This window comes from Thermodesulfobacteriota bacterium (assembly GCA_040753795.1).
Classification (GTDB): domain Bacteria; phylum Desulfobacterota; class Desulfobacteria; order Desulfobacterales; family Desulfosudaceae; genus JBFMDX01.
Window position 1 is genome coordinate 296,404 of the sequence record JBFMDX010000003.1, and the last position, 16,695, is coordinate 313,098.

16 protein-coding genes are annotated in these 16,695 nt (G+C 53.2%); 4 read left to right on the forward strand and 12 right to left on the reverse strand.

The window, feature by feature from the left end; translation table 11 throughout:
• Window positions 1-2: 2 nt before the first annotated feature.
• Window positions 3-788, reverse strand: a complete 786-nt coding sequence (locus AB1724_06235; GenBank protein MEW6077387.1) for an AAA family ATPase — start codon at window positions 786-788, stop codon at window positions 3-5.
• Window position 789: 1 nt separating this feature from the next.
• Window positions 790-3,075, reverse strand: a complete 2,286-nt coding sequence (locus tag AB1724_06240; GenBank protein ID MEW6077388.1) for a dynamin family protein — start codon at window positions 3,073-3,075, stop codon at window positions 790-792.
• A gap of 221 nt (window positions 3,076-3,296) precedes the next feature.
• Here AB1724_06240 and AB1724_06245 point away from each other — a divergent pair, with 221 nt between their 5' ends.
• Window positions 3,297-3,485: a hypothetical protein gene (locus AB1724_06245; protein ID MEW6077389.1), complete on the forward strand. Its 189-nt coding sequence runs from the start codon at window positions 3,297-3,299 to the stop codon at window positions 3,483-3,485.
• Here the strand turns inward: AB1724_06245 and AB1724_06250 are convergent.
• Window positions 3,482-4,117, reverse strand: coding sequence for a YqgE/AlgH family protein (locus tag AB1724_06250; protein MEW6077390.1), 636 nt, complete (start codon window positions 4,115-4,117; stop codon window positions 3,482-3,484). The two genes, AB1724_06245 and AB1724_06250, sit on opposite strands and share 4 nt — an antisense overlap.
• 143 nt (window positions 4,118-4,260) lie before the next feature.
• Here AB1724_06250 and AB1724_06255 point away from each other — a divergent pair, with 143 nt between their 5' ends.
• Entirely contained in the window at window positions 4,261-5,604 is a 1,344-nt protein-coding gene (locus tag AB1724_06255; GenBank protein MEW6077391.1) for a glycerate kinase, read from the forward strand.
• An 11-nt stretch (window positions 5,605-5,615) separates the two neighbouring features.
• Here AB1724_06255 and AB1724_06260 read toward each other — a convergent pair whose 3' ends face one another.
• Window positions 5,616-6,374, reverse strand: coding sequence for a sulfotransferase family 2 domain-containing protein (locus AB1724_06260; protein ID MEW6077392.1), 759 nt, complete (start codon window positions 6,372-6,374; stop codon window positions 5,616-5,618).
• Window positions 6,375-6,494: 120 nt separating this feature from the next.
• Here AB1724_06260 and AB1724_06265 point away from each other — a divergent pair, with 120 nt between their 5' ends.
• On the forward strand, window positions 6,495-7,448 hold the full coding sequence (locus tag AB1724_06265; GenBank protein MEW6077393.1) for a glycosyltransferase family 2 protein: 954 nt from the start codon (window positions 6,495-6,497) through the stop codon (window positions 7,446-7,448).
• Between the two features lie 5 nt (window positions 7,449-7,453).
• Window positions 7,454-8,173, forward strand: a complete 720-nt coding sequence (locus AB1724_06270; GenBank protein ID MEW6077394.1) for a glycosyltransferase family 2 protein — start codon at window positions 7,454-7,456, stop codon at window positions 8,171-8,173.
• Here AB1724_06270 and AB1724_06275 read toward each other — a convergent pair whose 3' ends face one another.
• The 8 genes from AB1724_06275 to AB1724_06310 form a co-directional block, all read right to left on the reverse strand.
• Window positions 8,174-9,289, reverse strand: a complete 1,116-nt coding sequence (locus tag AB1724_06275) for a glycosyltransferase family 4 protein (protein ID MEW6077395.1) — start codon at window positions 9,287-9,289, stop codon at window positions 8,174-8,176.
• Window positions 9,290-9,291: 2 nt separating this feature from the next.
• Entirely contained in the window at window positions 9,292-10,071 is a 780-nt protein-coding gene (locus tag AB1724_06280) for a glycosyltransferase family 2 protein (protein ID MEW6077396.1), read from the reverse strand.
• Between the two features lie 26 nt (window positions 10,072-10,097).
• Window positions 10,098-11,336 (reverse strand): glycosyltransferase family 4 protein, encoded by a 1,239-nt coding sequence (locus AB1724_06285; protein ID MEW6077397.1) that lies wholly within the window; start codon window positions 11,334-11,336, stop codon window positions 10,098-10,100.
• Window positions 11,337-11,407: 71 nt separating this feature from the next.
• Entirely contained in the window at window positions 11,408-12,352 is a 945-nt protein-coding gene (locus AB1724_06290) for a sugar transferase (protein MEW6077398.1), read from the reverse strand.
• Window positions 12,349-13,206 (reverse strand): glycosyltransferase, encoded by an 858-nt coding sequence (locus tag AB1724_06295; protein MEW6077399.1) that lies wholly within the window; start codon window positions 13,204-13,206, stop codon window positions 12,349-12,351. The genes AB1724_06290 and AB1724_06295 overlap by 4 nt, the downstream gene beginning before the upstream one ends.
• Window positions 13,203-14,120 carry a class I SAM-dependent methyltransferase gene (locus tag AB1724_06300; protein MEW6077400.1) on the reverse strand — a complete coding sequence of 306 codons (918 nt, stop codon included), beginning with the start codon at window positions 14,118-14,120 and terminating at the stop codon, window positions 13,203-13,205. Before AB1724_06300 ends, AB1724_06295 begins: the two co-directional genes overlap by 4 nt.
• Before the next feature lie 153 nt (window positions 14,121-14,273).
• Window positions 14,274-15,251, reverse strand: a complete 978-nt coding sequence (locus AB1724_06305; GenBank protein MEW6077401.1) for an NAD-dependent epimerase/dehydratase family protein — start codon at window positions 15,249-15,251, stop codon at window positions 14,274-14,276.
• A gap of 55 nt (window positions 15,252-15,306) precedes the next feature.
• Complete coding sequence (locus AB1724_06310) at window positions 15,307-16,671, reverse strand: nucleotide sugar dehydrogenase (protein ID MEW6077402.1); 1,365 nt, start codon at window positions 16,669-16,671, stop codon at window positions 15,307-15,309.
• Between the last annotated feature and the right edge of the window lie 24 nt (window positions 16,672-16,695).

Here is a 16,695-nt window from a genome sequence, read left to right on the forward strand (position 1 = left end):
CTCTACCCTTTTGCCAGCAGCTCTTCTGCCAGGCGCTTGTAATCCCAGGCCCCGTAACTGTTTTTTCTGAAGAACACAACCGGTTCGCCGACGTCGGAGCTTAACGCCACGGCCGTGTTGTTGCGAATAATCGAGTCGAAAAGATAGCCGGCGTACCGTTCGTCGTTCTGCAGCCGTTCCGTCATGGTCCGGCTTAAACGGGTACGCTGATCGTAAAAAGTGGGAACAATCCCGGTAATATGGATATCCGCGTTAATCCCCTCCCTGATACTGTCGATGGTGTCAAACAGGTCCTCCAGAGCGGCCAGGGCATAGGGATGAGTCAGGCAGGGGACCAGCACCTCGCCGGCGAAGGCGAACACATTGATCGTCAGGAGGGAAAGGGTGGGAGGGGTATCCACCAGAATAAAATCATAGTCGCCGGCCACATCGGACATGGCCGCCGCCAGCTTCTGTTCCCGGCCGGGGACATCGGCCAGTTCGATTTCAGCGCCGGACAGATCCACATGACCGGGAATCAATTCCAGATTCTCCCACCGGGTCGGACGGATCACCTGGCGCGCGTCCGGAGGGTCGTCTCCGGCAATGAGGTCGTAAACCGTCGGCACCCCCTCATCAACCTTAATGCCGAGACCGATGGTGGCATTGTGCTGGGGATCCATATCGATGACCAGGACCCGCTTATCCTCCAGAGACAAGGCCGCGGCCAGATTAACCACCATGGCGGTTTTCCCCACCCCGCCCTTTTCATTGGCCACGGCAATTATCCTGGTTCCTCCGTCCGCCATATTACCCCTCCTGCCGGTTCTCCTGTTTAAGCTCAATCGATTCAAGGCCTTCACCCAACTGCCGGATACCGTTTCCGGCGTCGGCGGCGGCCTGTTTTGTCCTATTTAATATGGCAGACAACTGGCCTTTGTCAATGCGCTTTTCGGACACGGCGTCCCTCAAGTGAGAAATATCGGCGCTGTAGATATGAAACCGGTCCATGACCTCCTGATGAAAACTTTCCGCCACCGCCTTGGCCAGCTTGAAGACATACTGGAATTTGATGTTTTCCCGGTAACTCTTGAAGTGGAACACCACGGTCTCCTCCGTATCGGCCTTGATCCGGGCAAGGCCGTGTTTCAGGGCACGGAGTTCTCCCGCCCGATTCTCCTGAAACGGTTTTTTCATCAGCCGGCTGGCCGCTTTTTTCAGAAGCCTGGTCAATGAATAAACCCCCATCCGCATGACCGCTTCCGTACGGATTTTACGGGTGTAGTTCATGATAAAGTCAGCCGGCGGAAGATGAATGCCGTGCTGATTTTTTATCAGCGCCAGGTCCCTTGCCCGGATGCCGGCCTTGCTGTCCGGGCTCATGGGCACACCCATTTCCGCCATACCGGTTTTATAGGCCGCGATGGCGTCCCGGGCCATCAGGTCGTAAGAAGCGGCGATCCCTTCAAAAAAACCGCCGATTTCCCCTTCCAGCTGCTTAATGAATCCCATGATCTGGGGGTTGATGGTTTCCGCCATAAACGTGTCCAGCGTCTGCTGAAAGTCCTGGAAAATCATATATAGCGTGCCGGAAAAACCGGCGGTGGCCAGGCAGCTTTCATATTTCCCCGGGTCCGCTTTCCAGTTTCTGATAAAATTAATGACATCCGGCAGGACAGGGCCCGTGCGGGGGTCAAAAAAACGGTCGATTTCCGTGCGCAGGTCTTTTTCCAGTTTCCGGTATGAGCCGTCCAGCGTGCTTTTCAAAAGAACGCCGGCCTGTTCCAGTTTTGTCTTGTGCCGGGCCGTCCGCGCCAGGGTCTCAGTGGCGCTTTGCTCGTCCCGGGCAAGGACATCCAGGTTGACGGAGGCCCACTGCTGAAGGCCGGCGGTTACCAGCCCGAGGCGGCCGACATGATTCTTCAGCTGCAATGAATAGCGCTTTTTATTCAGGATATGGGAGAGGGATGATTCAAAAGACCGTGTTCCTTTTTCCGAATAGGCGACAAAATCTTGCTCCAGATCCCACTGCTCCAGCATTCTGGCCTCTTTTTCACTGATGGCCTCCTTTTTCTGTCCCGTCAGCAAATTATAAAGGCCTGAAAAAACGTACATTTCCGGATCCGGCAGAATCAGCGACACCTCGTCCCGGATCCGTTTTACCAGGGCTTCAAGGCCGTCAAGGGTGGCATGCTCGTTGAAATCAAAATTGACAATAAACAGGAGGTTCCCGGCTATGCCCATGCGGACGATCATGTTCAGGAAATTGATGTCCGCCTGGCGGACACCGGTCCGGCTGCTGATCACATAAACGATCAGATGGGTTACCAGCAGATAATCCTGGATTTTGGCCAGATGCAGCGGGTTGGGGGAGTCGCTGCCCTGGCAGTCGGCAATTTCAATCCCGGAATCCATGTCGACGGAGTCAATGCCGATATGAACGTCCTTCAGGTAGACCGCCAGATGATCGGACCCGACAAAATCCCGGTGCCGGGCGAACTGGTCGCCGTCAAACCGCAGCGTCCTGATCTCCCCGGACAGAAGATCGCGCACCGTCTCATACCCTTCCAGGTAGTTGGCCAGGAGCACGCTGTTGATATTGCGGCTGTCCCTGGCAATCAGATACTCCCGGGGCAGCGCCGCCAGCCCCCTGGCCAGTTCCCGACGGATATCGTCCCGACGGATATCGATGGCCACCTGACCGGTGGAAAAATGTACCGACGGGAACATGATCACCGCGCGCGCGATATCCTCATTGACTTCATCCCATGTTTTGAAATCAAGCACGGCTTCCAGACGGCCGCTGCCGCGGACCTTGGTAACCATGGATGTCACCACGCCGGCGCCCCGTTTTAAATAATCCCCCTTGAAAAAGGAGTTCACCACCGTACTCTTGCCGGATTTGATCGGACCGACGACCGCCACGCGCACGGTATCTTCGGCGACCCGGGCAAGCACCCCCCGGCATATGTCTTCCCAGGATGTCAGAGACCCGTCAACCCGGCCGGAGACCCCCTTCACATCAACAATCAACTGCAGAAGCGAAGAAGCCAGTTCACTCAGCCTGTCCTTCATCGCCTGGTAAGTTTCCATCATCCGACTCCACTGCTCACGCCATTCTGCGCCTGTTCCGGCGTTTCATTCGCCCCGGGTCAGGCACAAAAAAAGCCGTCAAAACGGCTCGATATCCGACTGCCCTGGCCATTATGGCCGATACTGTATACGGGCTGCGCTAAAAAGACAAGCCGTTACCCGCCCTCCCTTGTTTTCCGCCCGGGCTTATGTTAGTATCATTTAGAATGGGATACAAAGAGACTATGAAACCGAAAAAGCCCCAGTGCCCGCTCTCAAATCCTCTAAACTGCAAAGAATACTACAACCCCAACCTGTGCGCTTTTTCGCGCCCGGATGGCAGCTGCACCAAGAAAAAAAAGATCGGCCTCCAGAAACAGGAACCCGCCATTGAAAAAAAATCAACGGCGGCATCTTCTAAACAGGGGCATTAAGCATTCCCGGCCGTTCCCGAAAGAAACGCCGGATCGATATGGATCAACTCCAGCCCCTTTGCCCATCGCTGATCCGGAGGGGTATGGAAAAGGATGGCCTCGTCAGCCGGTGCCGTCAACCAGATGTTTGACTTCAACTCCATTTCCAGCTGACCGCCGGCCCAGCCTGAACACCCCAGTATGATCAGAAACGATTCCGGCCCCCTGCCCCCGGCGATGGCCTCCAGGATATCCCGGGTATTGGTCAGCGCCAGCCGCGGGTTGACGCGATGAGAACCCGCCCAGCCAAAAGGCTCACCATGCAGCACGAACACATCCCCGACATTGACCGGACCGCCGTTATACACCGGCAGGCCGGCGGCCTCTTCCCTGTATTGAATGGTCAACTCATCGAAAAGGTCTTTTGCGGATAACGCGGAGTAAGGCCGATTGACCACCATTCCCAGGGCACCCTCGGCGGAGAATTCGCAGACGCAGACCACCGTCCGGGAAAAATGGGGATCCGTCAGGGTCGGCACGGCGATCAGAAGCTCTCCCTTGAGCAGCGCCGCCTTCTCTTTTTCACCACTCATGCCATCCCCCGGGAAAACAGCCTGGGCCATTGTCTGGTTATCCTCTTGCCATGCAATCATCTATACATCCGCTGCTTTTTACTGTACGGTTAACAGTGTCCGGATGTCAAGAAAACAACCCGGCGGGTTGAGTCCCGATTGCCGGGCCAAGTGCCGCGGCAATCGACGTATCAGGCCGGGAATTTCCGGGTGGAGGCGTCGCAATGAACGCGCAGGCAAAATCCATAGACGTCATGGAAGAGGACGCCAGAGCAATTTTTCAAGCCGCCGTTGCGGCCGTCGATCCGGAAGAATGCGTTTCCGCTGCCTGCGGCCGCGCCGGCGACCGGCTGACCATCGGCGACCATATTTACCGTCTGAATGCCTTTGACCGCATCTATGTCGTCGGCGCGGGAAAAGCGTCGGCCCCAATGGGCGCAGCCATGGAACGGCTCTTGCACGACGATCTGACCCGGGGGGTCATTGTAGTTAAATACGGTCACACCCGGCCCCTGTCGAAAATCAAACAGATCGAAGCCGGGCACCCCCTCCCCGATGAAAACGGGGAGAAGGGCGCCGGTGAAATTTTTCGACTGGTCCGCCAGGCAACGGAGAGGGATCTGATCATCGGCCTCTTTTCAGGGGGCGGTTCCGCTCTGCTGCCGCTTCCTGCTCCGGGGATTTCTCTGGCAGACAAGCAGGAGACCATGCGCCTTCTACTGGCCTGCGGGGCCTCCATCCACGAAATCAACACATTGAGAAAACATGTTTCCGCCATCAAAGGCGGCCGGCTGGCCAAAGCCGCCTTTCCGGCCACAATGGTCTCGCTGCTGATTTCCGACGTGGTGGGCAATGACCCGGCCGTCATCGCTTCCGGTCCGACCGCTCCGGACCCGGGCACGTACCGGGACTGTCAGTGGATGATCGAACGATACGGCATTGCCAACCGGTTGCCCGAGTCCGTCCGCCGCCATATTGACTCCGGAGCGGCCGGAAGACTGGCGGAAACGCCCAAGCCGGGGGATGCGGTTTTGGCCCGAGCCCGCAACCTGATCTGCGCGGATAATATGAAAGCCATCCTGGCGGCACGGGATCGGGCACGGCAACTGGGATACGAACCGGTAATTCTCTCGACTTTGATTGAAGGGGAAACCCTGGAAATAGCAAGGATGCATGCCGCCATTGCCAGGGAAGTCCGGCTCAGCGGCAATCCCGTCAGGCCTCCGGCCTGTATTCTATCGGGCGGGGAAACAACCGTTACCCTCCGCGGGAGCGGACGGGGCGGGAGAAATCAGGAATTCTGCCTGGCCGTGGCCGGCGATATCGCGGAAACGGACGGCATTGTCATGTTAAGCGGCGGTACCGACGGCACTGACGGCCCGACCGACGCCGCCGGCGCCGTGATTCACCGTGACCTTCTCAGGAGGGCGACGGCGCTGGGCCTTGATCCCCGCGCGTATCTTGATAATAACGACGCTTATGCCTTTTTCCGCCAGACCGGCGGTCTCCTGATCACCGGCCCTACCGGGACCAATGTGATGGATATCCGGATCATGCTGATCGCCTGAGGATATTCCTGTCAACCGGGATAAACATACCCGAATCTGATGCAATCGGCCCGGTAGCGTTTTTCAACCCGATCGACCAGCTTGGTCGTGTATGCCCTGACATACTCGTCGGATTTCATCTGGTAGTAATGAGGGATGTCATACAACTTGATACGGGTCCTGTCTTCAATGATTTTCCGGACTGCTTCAAAATCCCTCGAATATGTTTCAAACCGATATACCTGATCCGGGAGGAAAACACCCTTATAGGTTAATAAATAGTCCTGCGAAATAAAATGCGGGTCAGCATATGCGTCGGGAATGTCACAGACTCGGGCGACGAAATCCTCAAAATTTTTTGACTGGTCCAATTTGAAATGACGGAAATATCGATTAGGCTTATTCAGTACGCGGGTAAGATAGCAGGAGTATAGCCGGGTCCACGGGTTCCGGACAAATGTAAATTTAAAAAAATTGGTATATGTTGTCGCCACTTCACCTGCCTTACAGCTGCGCATATAATGACGGAATTTATGGACATAGCGGGCCGATTGAAAATTCAATCCATTGCCAAGCAGAGGAAGAAGAGAAAACTCCAGAGAAGTCGACCCTGCCCTCGGGACCGCTAAAAAAGCGATTCCGAATTCAGGAAAAACGACAAAAGGGGAGTAAGACCTCAGGCGATATCCTGTCACATAGTCAAAAGTCTGCAGCGTCAGTGATCGCGCGTTATTGAATTGCTGAATCAGCGCGGCAGGGGTTAAGTTGTTTTGAAGGTATTTGAAAAACATGAGTTGTTCAGGAGATGGCTACATGAAAAAGAAAAGCCTTGAAACTTTTTCTGTTATCAATATAAAATTAAAATTAAAATAATATAGATTATTTTTAAACTCAAGAAGCAACTACTGCCCATGTATAAACAAAAATCCGTCTGTGTCGTTATTCCGGCCTACAATGAAGCCAGGCAAATCCAGCGAGTTCTGGAAAGTATCCCGGATTTTATCGATTCAATTGTCGTGATAGATGACGCCAGCCCTGATCAGACATCCGAAGTCGTCAAACGCATTGCGGCTTTGGACTCGCGGATCAGTCTCATTCGGCATCAGAAAAACATGGGTTGCGGCGGGGCACTGGCCACCGGCTACAGGTGGGCCATAGACAGGGGCGTCGATATTGCCGTGCGCATGGATGGGGACGGCCAGATGAATCCCGAAGATCTCCCCGCGTTGCTCGACCCTGTCGCCGAAGGAACAGCGGATTACGCCAAGGGAAACCGGTTTTTCTCGGGAAAAGCGTTCGCCCAGATGCCTCCCCTGCGGTTTTATGGAATTGCCTTCCTGTCACTGTTGACAAAAATTGTATCCGGGTACTGGCATATTTCTGACTTCCAGTCGGGATATACCGCCATCACCCAAAGGGCGCTGCAAACCATCGACTGGGACCAGATGTACCAACGTTATGGGCAGCCGAATGATTTGCTGATCATTTTAAATACCTATAACTTCAGGGTGGCGGACGTGCCGGTCGAACCGATATACAATATTGGAGAGACCTCGGGGCTGAAGGTAAAAAAAGTCATGTTCACTATCAGCTGGTTACTGTTTAAACGGTTTTTCTGGCGGATGAAAGAAAAGTATATCATAAAAGATTTTCATCCCCTTATCTTTTTCTATATGATGGGAGTGGTTTTCGGTGCCACCAGCATAGCGCTCTTCGCCCGGCTCTTCTGGATATGGTATGCCACCAGCCACATTCCCCCCATCAACGCCCTGGCCGCCCTGTTCGCCTTCATCAGCGCCAGCCAGTTTACGCTTTTTGCCATGTGGTTCGACATGGAAGCCAACAAAGATCTGAAAGGCAAATAACATCCATGAATATCGATCAGCCCATAAAGGATGATCCGCTGTTAAGTATCGTCATGCCGGTTTATAACGAAAAGGCCACCATCCGGGAAAGCCTGGCGGTCGTCTTTTCCGTGCCCTACCGGAAGGAAGTGATCGTGGTCGATGACGGATCCACCGACGGCACTCGTGAAATACTGGCCGCCCTCGATTATCCGGGACTGGTCCGCGCCTATCATGATAAAAACGGCGGCAAAGGCCGGGCTATCCGGACGGGCCTGAGCCATGCCAGCGGCGACATTATCCTGATCCAGGACGCCGACCTGGAGTATGATCCCTCGGAGTATCCCATCCTGCTGAAACCGATCCTGTCCGGAAAAGCGGACGTGGTTTTCGGATCTCGGTTTGCCGGATACGGATCCCATCGGGTGATTTACTTCTGGCACTATCTGGGCAACAAATTCCTGACGCTCTTGTCCAACATGTTCACCGATCTGAACCTGACCGATATGGAGACCTGCTACAAGGTATTCACCCGGGAAGCCCTGTCCGGCATCACCATTGAGGAAGCGCGGTTCGGCGTGGAGCCGGAAATTACCGCCAAAATCGCCAAAAAAAAGTTGCGCGTTTATGAGGTTCCGATTTCCTATTATGGCCGGACATACGAACAGGGGAAAAAGATTAACTGGAAAGACGGCTTCCGGGCCATCTGGGTAATCATCAAATACAACCTTTTCAGGCAGCGATAGCTATCTCGCCCCTGATACACGCTCAAAAAATTTTTTTAACTGCCTGGCCCGTGCAGGCCATGTCTGAACTTGAATTTGCAGTTTAACAGGCCTGGCTGCCTGCCGGCGCAAAGCCACCAGAAGGCTATCCGTATTTTCAGGGTCAAACATATTGCCCGGATAGTCTTTCAGCACGTCTCGCATGACACGGGTCCGTGCGGCTATCATCGGTACGCCGCAGGCAATGGCCTCGTAAAATTTCTGTGGAAAACAATAGTTGCCAAAAGCTGATGCCCGGTTGCAGATCACCGTCATGTCGAGAGCCGATAAAAAAACCGGCACAACTTTCGGCGCCAGGATCCCGAGGTAATGGATACGGGGATGTTGATGAAGGCTCAACCCCTTGTCGCGAACGCCGGCCAGAACAAGATGGGCGTCAGGCCTTTCCATGGAAAACTGTTCAAACGCCCGGAAAAGAAAATTAACGCCACGTGAGCGGGAAATAGCGCCGGCCATACCAATCAAAAAGCCATCCGCCGGAAGGTTCAGTTCCCTGCGGCAACTCGACTTGTCCATCGGGTAAAACAGTCCTTCGGGTACGGCATTTTCAATAACTTCAATCGGGCACCGGCATAAACTTCTGTCGCGCAGGTATTCCGCCAATGGATGACTGACACAGGTGATGCCATCCGCCTGACTCAGTGACCGGCGAAAAGCCGTTGTCATGCCTGGCAGGCGCGTCAGCGTGAAGCTTTCAAAATTGTCATACAGGTCAATAACAAGAGGGGAACCGAGCCTTTTGGCGATATTGACGGCCAAAACCGCGTGCAACGAATCAGAGCAGGCCCAGACCACATCAGGGCGAACATCTCTGCCGATTTCGTCTATTGTGCGCCAATAATTTCTGGCTCCCCATGGCAATAGACGATGGATGTTTAATTTATGCCAGGTGACCCGGCCTCCGCCCTGGGCATCGACATGACTGCCCTCATCGCGGCGGCGATAGCTTAAGCATACCCCCGTGATATTATCCCCGGATGAAGCAAGCGCCATCGGCAATTCCCACAATCGGCCAAACCGGTCGTTGATCAAATCCCGATTCGTGTATTGGCGCTTACTGAGGACCAGAATACGCATTCCTATTTCCAAAAGTTCAAGGGCCGCTTGCCGTTCTTTATCGTATAAACTAACTGCCTGTAAGGAAGATAAAAATTCCAGTATACTTTATATAAAAATCGGAAAAACGGCGAACGGGTATTCTTCGTATGCACTCTTCTTTCTTCGTCAAACCGTAACTTCATACTTTTCCAGTCTTGCCGCGTACTGATTCCTTCATCCCTCATCAGGGTCAGAATGAGAGGGGCCTTGACAAGCCTGACACCATGCCTGTAGGCACGAAGAAAGAAGTCATAATCCATGACAACCCGGAATTGTTTATCAAAGCCTCCCAGCCTGTTGATGAGCGATCGACGGCATAAAGCCCCCTGGTGATACACACCGGTTTTCAAGTACATCCAAAAATTAAAGCCCCTTGGTTTGAAGACTTTTTGTCGCTTTCCGAACTGGATACGGCAGGCCAGGATATCGGTGTTCTCATCCATAAAAGCGATTGCATCGCGCAAACAATGGTCGTTAATAAAATAATCATCGGCATGAAGGAAGATGACATAATCACCTTTTGCCAGGGACAGGCCTTTATTCATCGCGTCGGCTATTCCGTCATCCTTTTCCATAACGACATGAGCGCAATGGTCTCGATATCTATTGATGATGGATTGCGTACCATCCATTGATCCGCCATCCACGATAATATATTCAACAGGCCGCCACGTCTGGGCCAACACGCTTTTAACAGTCTGTTCAATATACCGTTCGGCATTGAAGCTAACGGTGATGACGGTTATCAGAGGCGAGATCATCAACTTACGTTTATGAAACTTTGGCGTTAATTCTTAACGGATATTTGCTGATACAATTCAATGTATCGGTCCGCGACATGCCCGGCATTGAAATTATCGACAATCCGCATTCGGGCGTGTTGGGAAAGGGCTGCCGGATCCGGGTGTTCCAGTGCCCAGATAATACCGCGCGCCAAATCGGATGGGTCATAGGGCTCCGATAAATAGCCGTTCCACTTATGACTTATCATATCGGCATTGCCGCCGATTCGAAATCCGACAACCGGCGTGCCGCAGGACAGGCTTTCTAAAATCACACAGGAAAGATTTTCCTGGAGGCTTGGCGCTACCACCACGTCCGCGGCATTATAGGCAACCTTCAAGGCCAGGTCATCATGAAGTTTTCCCAGATAATGAACGGGAAAATCAAACGGGAAATCCCGTTGCGGCCTCCCGGCGCCGAAAACGACAAGCTCCATATTAACGGATTTAATCTCGGACAGCGCCTGGCAAAGCTTGGAAAATCCCTTGCGCTGATCCTGCAAAACTTTATCAGCGCCTATCAGCACGACTTTAGCCGCTTTCGGCAGACCGATCGCTTCTTTCGCCAATGACTTTGGTATCGGCCGGAAAACGTGTGGATCAACGGTATAGGGGATGTTGGCAATGCGTTTATTTTTCAAAAGCCTGCTGTCCCGGGCAAGAGCAGCCAGCCAACGACTGGGGGATACAATAATCATATCCTGTAACTTACTATATGCCCGTAATTTTCTAAGAAATACGCGTGTACTCAAATCTTTTTTGAAGGACCCGAGCATAGGGCATGATTCACAGAGAGAGGCATGTTTGCCGCAATCATCGTCGTAATGGCATCCCCCTGTAAACGCCCACATATCGTGTAAAGTCCAGATGACGGGCCGTTTGATGTGAGCCAGATCTTCGACGCGGAGAAATCCGCCCGTGATCCAGTGCAGGTGGACCACATCCGGATTGATCTCTTTGATCCGGTGATGAATGCCGGAAAAAGGGACAACGGCCGGATGAAAAAAACCCTGGCCACTTTTGGGATACCATTTCAAGGGCAACTGGTCCACCGTCGGCCGAATGTAGCCGATCCCCCTGGACAGTTTCGTCAGCGGCCCCGAAACAGCCGGGTCATCACTGCCTTTGATCTGCACCAGCATCCGGGAGTCTACCCCATGCTGAAGTAAAGCCTGGTGCAGCCTGAATACCGCGCGGGCCGCTCCGCCGTTCACGTCGGACGTGTTGATGTGCAATACACGCATGAAATCTCCAAGTCGTTCCGTTAAAAACCTGGCTGGCTTAAGAAAGCAGCCCTGGCAAGTGATCGGTCAATTCACTGCCGCAAATAGAACAATCGGCGAAGCCGGAGGGAGTACTGGAAAAAAATGGATCGTATTCTGGGGCCCACCCGCTTCCACAGCGGTCTTTTGTTTTGTTTGTAAAAGGCTTTCAGCCGCTTAATAAAAATTTTCTTCTCTGTCAGATCGGTTTCAAAATACGTAATGGGGGAAAGAGATGGATGGGGATCATGACGCTTAACCCGCTTGAAATGGGTGCCATCATCATATCCGATATGCTGAACCATGGTTTCTACAGGATGAAGGCACAAACCGCCTTGCTTGAAAACCGCGGCATACCAGAATACCGCCCATGTTCTCATCCCGCCGTAGTAATTGAGCATGACCTGATCCCAGAAATTACAGCAGCCATCCAGATTGAAACGTTTGATCACCCGGGGAGAAAATTCGGCGATCACCGCGGCAGGGTCCCGTCGAAAATGTTTCCATGCCCGTTGCCAGGTTGCCCAGCCCAGAGTAGTCGGGCACCTGTAAAAAACGGTCTGCGGCAAGCCGGTAGCGTCAATGGGAAACATGTATCCGGTAATGTGCCAGACCCTTGTTTCATCCTTGTAAAGCGCCAGCGCTTCATTAATAAACCGCAAAAAAAAGGGGCCGGTCACCAGATCATCCTCAAGAACGATGACCCGGCCATAGGCATTGACGACCCGGGTGACGCCATCGATGATCGAATCCGCCAGTCCCCAGTTTTTTTCACGCTCAACGATTGTAATCTTTTTAAATCCGGCGACTGTCCGGATATAGCTGCGGACCTCTTTAACATTCTCTCCGTCTGCTTCTGTTCCCGGCCCGTCTGAAAAAATAAACAGATCGCTTTCCCGGGCCAGTTCATTTTTCTGAAGGGATTCTACGGTCTGCCGAGTATGCCCGGGACGATTATAAACAAACAGAACAATAGGGGCTAAAGGTAACTTCTTCATTTTCTCGTTTGCCCCTTTATGCTTTTAAAAATATTCCGTCCGGCACGGGCCCAAATCTTAAAGAGATTCAAGGGAATCCATCTGACCGGGAAAGCCAGAAAAACGAACGCGGTCAAATAAATCGGGTTCATGACACTTTTCTTGGCAAATAAGGTCTTGAGAACACCCTGCACGTCCGTATCCTCGGCGATATTACGGACTCCTGTCGTAACCGGATTGGGAATCAGGTAAACATCCGGATCCGTGAGCAAATGATAGCCTTTCCGCAAGGCCCGCATGGTAAACTCATAATCGGAACCGTAATGGGGGAGCAACCGCGGGTAAAAGCCTCCGATGTCTTCAAGAGAATCCCATCTTAAAAACAATCCCCTGGTTGAAAGACAGTTGATGTTTTCCGGTGAATCCGCCGCCGTAAAACTCATGTACCGGAAATCGGCATGGACGCCGGTTTCTGAAATTATTCCCGTTGATTCATCGAGCGCTCTTGCCAGTAATAAAGTTTTTCGCCTCTGCTGCACTTCGGCCAGGGCTCTTTCGAGAAAATCCTCCTGAAAAACGACATCATCATTGATCATCAGAATAATGTCCGAGGGGTCCGGCCGAAGCCGTCTCAACCAGTTAATCCCCTGCTGCAGACTCCCGGCCCACCACCAGTTTCCCTCACCCCGGATGACCGTGAGCTTCCCCGGATCCAATAAAGCCCGCGTCATGGCCTCCGTGCCGTCAGCGGACCCATCGTCGAGCAATACCAGATGAAAGTTCTGGTACGTCTGGATTTTCAGGCAATCGACAAAACGCTGAGTGATTTCCCTGCGGTTATGAACCGGCAAGAGGATATAAACACGCCGGCTCATATTTTTTCCAGAATAAAAAGATAATTATCCCCCATATTCACGGCATCAGACAACCGCGTCAGCACATGGTTAAGCTTACCCTGATGCAGCAGCCCGAGCATCTTCAATAAAAATTTCATGCGCCCGTCAATTTCGGATCTTTTCCCGACGGCCCAGCCCGCCCAGAATTTAGAAGGGGTACCCGGGGGGGGGCAGGTAACCAGATGCGCCCACTGATAATGCAGCCATGAGGATGAGGTCATCGTCCGCATACATACCAGCCGCAGTCCTGCCCGCGCCGCGGCCAGGCGCATGGACTCTCTTGTGAAAAACTGCAGGTGATAGGGAGCATGCCAGTTAATCCATTTTTTCCCGAATATTCTGGCACCCGCGCCCTGAATGTTGGGTGTGGTCAGGACGACTCCTCCCCGCGATTTTAGAATCCGCGCCACTCCCCGCAACATCTTCCCCGGATCGGTGACATGCTCAATGACCTGATTCATAGTCACAAAATCAAAGCACCCCGGCTCATAGACATCAGGGTCAAACAAACCCAGATGGACTTTAAAACCGAACTTTTCAGCAACGCGGTGGATATTGTCATCCGCCTCCACGCCGTACACCTCGCATCCGCGGGATTGCAGATATCCCAGGGATTGCCCGAACCCGCAGCCGATATCGAGAACTTTTACATGGGGAGGAACCCAGAGAAAGGCGGCGCTGGCATCTCCGTTCAACCAACCGCAGAATCCGCGAAGCCTCTTGTGCGGCGTATACTCATCCACATTAAAAGACGCCCGGGGATAGTAGCGTGAATACAATTCACACAACTGGTCGGGCGAAAAATCATTGGGTAGAAAAACGTGCCCGCAATTATCGCAACGTCTTAACTCGAAAAAACCCGGGAAGCCGTAACGGTCATCGTATAAATCCATCCATAAAATTCTGGATCGGGAATCGCAAACAGGACAAACGGTCAATCATTCCCCCTGCTCAACATCACAACATCAAAATAGTAAAGAAAAACCGCCTGGCCCGACTCAGGAATGTGTTGCTTCGGCCGTCGCGGAGGTTGTTTTGAATTGATGTCAGGACCGGTCGCGTACTTTCCTTTTTACCTGGGCGTCTATCCATTTATAGGTTTCGGCCATTCCCCGCGCCAGCGGCTGTGTCGGTCTCCAGCTCAACCGTTTTTCAATCAGGCGGTTGTCAGAATTTCTTCCCCGGACGCCGAGGGGGCCGGGGACATGTTTGATACGTAAAGTTTTACCGGCGATCTTCATCACCATTTCCGCCAGTTGATTGATGGAGACCATTTCATCGGAGCCGATATTGACCGGCCCGGTCCAATCCGACCGCATCAGCCTGAGGGTTCCCTCCAGGCATTCGTCAATATATAAAAAGGACCGGGTCTGTAAGCCGTCCCCCCACATTTCGATCTGCCCCCCATCCGGGCATTCCGCCACTTTCCGGCACATGGCTGCGGGCGCTTTTTCCTTGCCGCCCTCCCAGGTGCCCTCGGGGCCGAAAATATTGTGGTATCGGGCAATTCTCGATTCAATGCCGTAATTTCTGTGGAAGCTCAAATACAGCCGTTCGCTGAACAGTTTTTCCCAGCCGTATTCGCTGTCCGGCGCAGCCGGGTAGGCGCTGTCTTCGGCGCAGTTGGGGTTTTCCGGATCAAGCTGATTATACTCGGGATAAATACACGCCGATGACGAATAAAAAATTCTTCTGGTGTTTCTTTTCAATACGGCATCCAGCATATTCAAATTGATCAGACCGGAATTGTGCATGATATCGGCATCCTTCTCGCCGGTAAATACATATCCCGCTCCGCCCATATCCGCCGCGAACTGGAAGACCTCGTCAAACCGCTGATCAACGGCGCTGCGGCAGACATAGGGATCTCTCAAGTCACCGATTAAAAAATCGTCGGCCGCCGTTGCACTGAATTCAGGATATTTCAGGTCTACCCCTCGAACCCAGAAACCTTCCTTCTTCAGTCTTATCACCATATGAGAACCGATAAAACCCCCGGCGCCGCAAACCAGCGCCCGCTTCAGATCTGCCATTTCGCGATTTCCTCGTTTACCGTCTACCGATTAATGATCAACACCGCTATTTCTTGTCATTCCCCCATATTTGCCGAAGCTGCGCCGCATTGGCCGCGTCGCTCACACTGCGACCGACCGGAACATAGGTTATCCCGGAAACGCCTGACAATTCCTGGTCCAGTATGCGCCAGAAATCAACCACCGTCACCGGCCGGTGCCGGAAATCCGCGGCCTTCAATTTCTTAAATACCGGATCCGGTGTTGTAATCAGAACCGTGTCGGCCTGTTCCAGGCAGGTATCCAGAGAATCCAGGACCAGGGCGTCGTAGGCGAGTTCCGCCCTTGCCGTTTCACCCGCCAGCGGATCGAAGCCGATAACCCGCTCGCCCGAGCCGGCCAGTGATTTTGCCAGCGCAATCGACTGGGATTCTTCAATCACATGACTCATCGGTTTATAGGCCAGCCCCAAAATCGCGATCGTCGACCCCTTTCTGACCAGGTTCTTTATCTGTCGGAACAGCCGCTCCGGGATATGGCGGTTGGACTGGTCGGTGGTTTCCGCCAGAGATGCCTTCACGCCCAGTTCGCGGGCAATGAAACCCAGCGCCACGTTATCGCGGGGAAAGCAGGGGCCGCCGTAACCGAGGCCGCCCTTTAGATACTTCATCCCGATACGCGAATCGGCTCCGAGCGCATCGGTTACGACATCCACATCCCCTCCGGGGATTTTTTCGCACAATTCCGCCAGCATGTTGGCAAACGCGATTTTAGCGGTAACAAACGTATTGACTGAAATTTTTGTCAGTTCGGCGTTTTCCAGGCTCATCCGCTTGCAGGGCGGCTTGTTTTCCATGATCTGGGCATAGCACTCCTCCAACTGACTGCCGCAGCGGCTGTCAAACTCACCGATAAGCGTAAAATCCGGATTCAGGAAATTATGGAGAATGCTGCCCAGGGCGATGAATTCCGGGCTGTAACATAAGCCGAAGTCCTTCCCGCAGGTTTTCCCGGACTCGCTCTCCAGAATCGGCTGCAGGCCGTACCTTGTGGAGCCGGGCAGTACCGTGCTGGTCAGCACCACGTTGTGATAGCCCTTCTTGACCGCCAGCGCCCGGCCGATCTCGCGAAACGCCCATCTGGCGTATTGCAGGGAAAAGGCGCCGTTCTCGTCACTGGGAGTGGGTACGATAACAAAGGACAGGTCCGAGTTGACGATAGCCTCCTGGTGATCCAGGGTGGCCCTGATCCGTGACCCATTCCTGGCGATGGTCTCTTCCAGCCGCGTTTCCTGTATGGGGGCAAGACCGGCGTTGACCGCGTCCACGGCCTTTTTGTTCACGTCCACGCCCACCACTTCAAAACCGCGGTCGGCGATGGCGGCGGCCATGCTGGCGCCCAGTTTTCCCAACCCGATAACCGAAAATCGCATATTCAATTTTCCCTCCACATTATC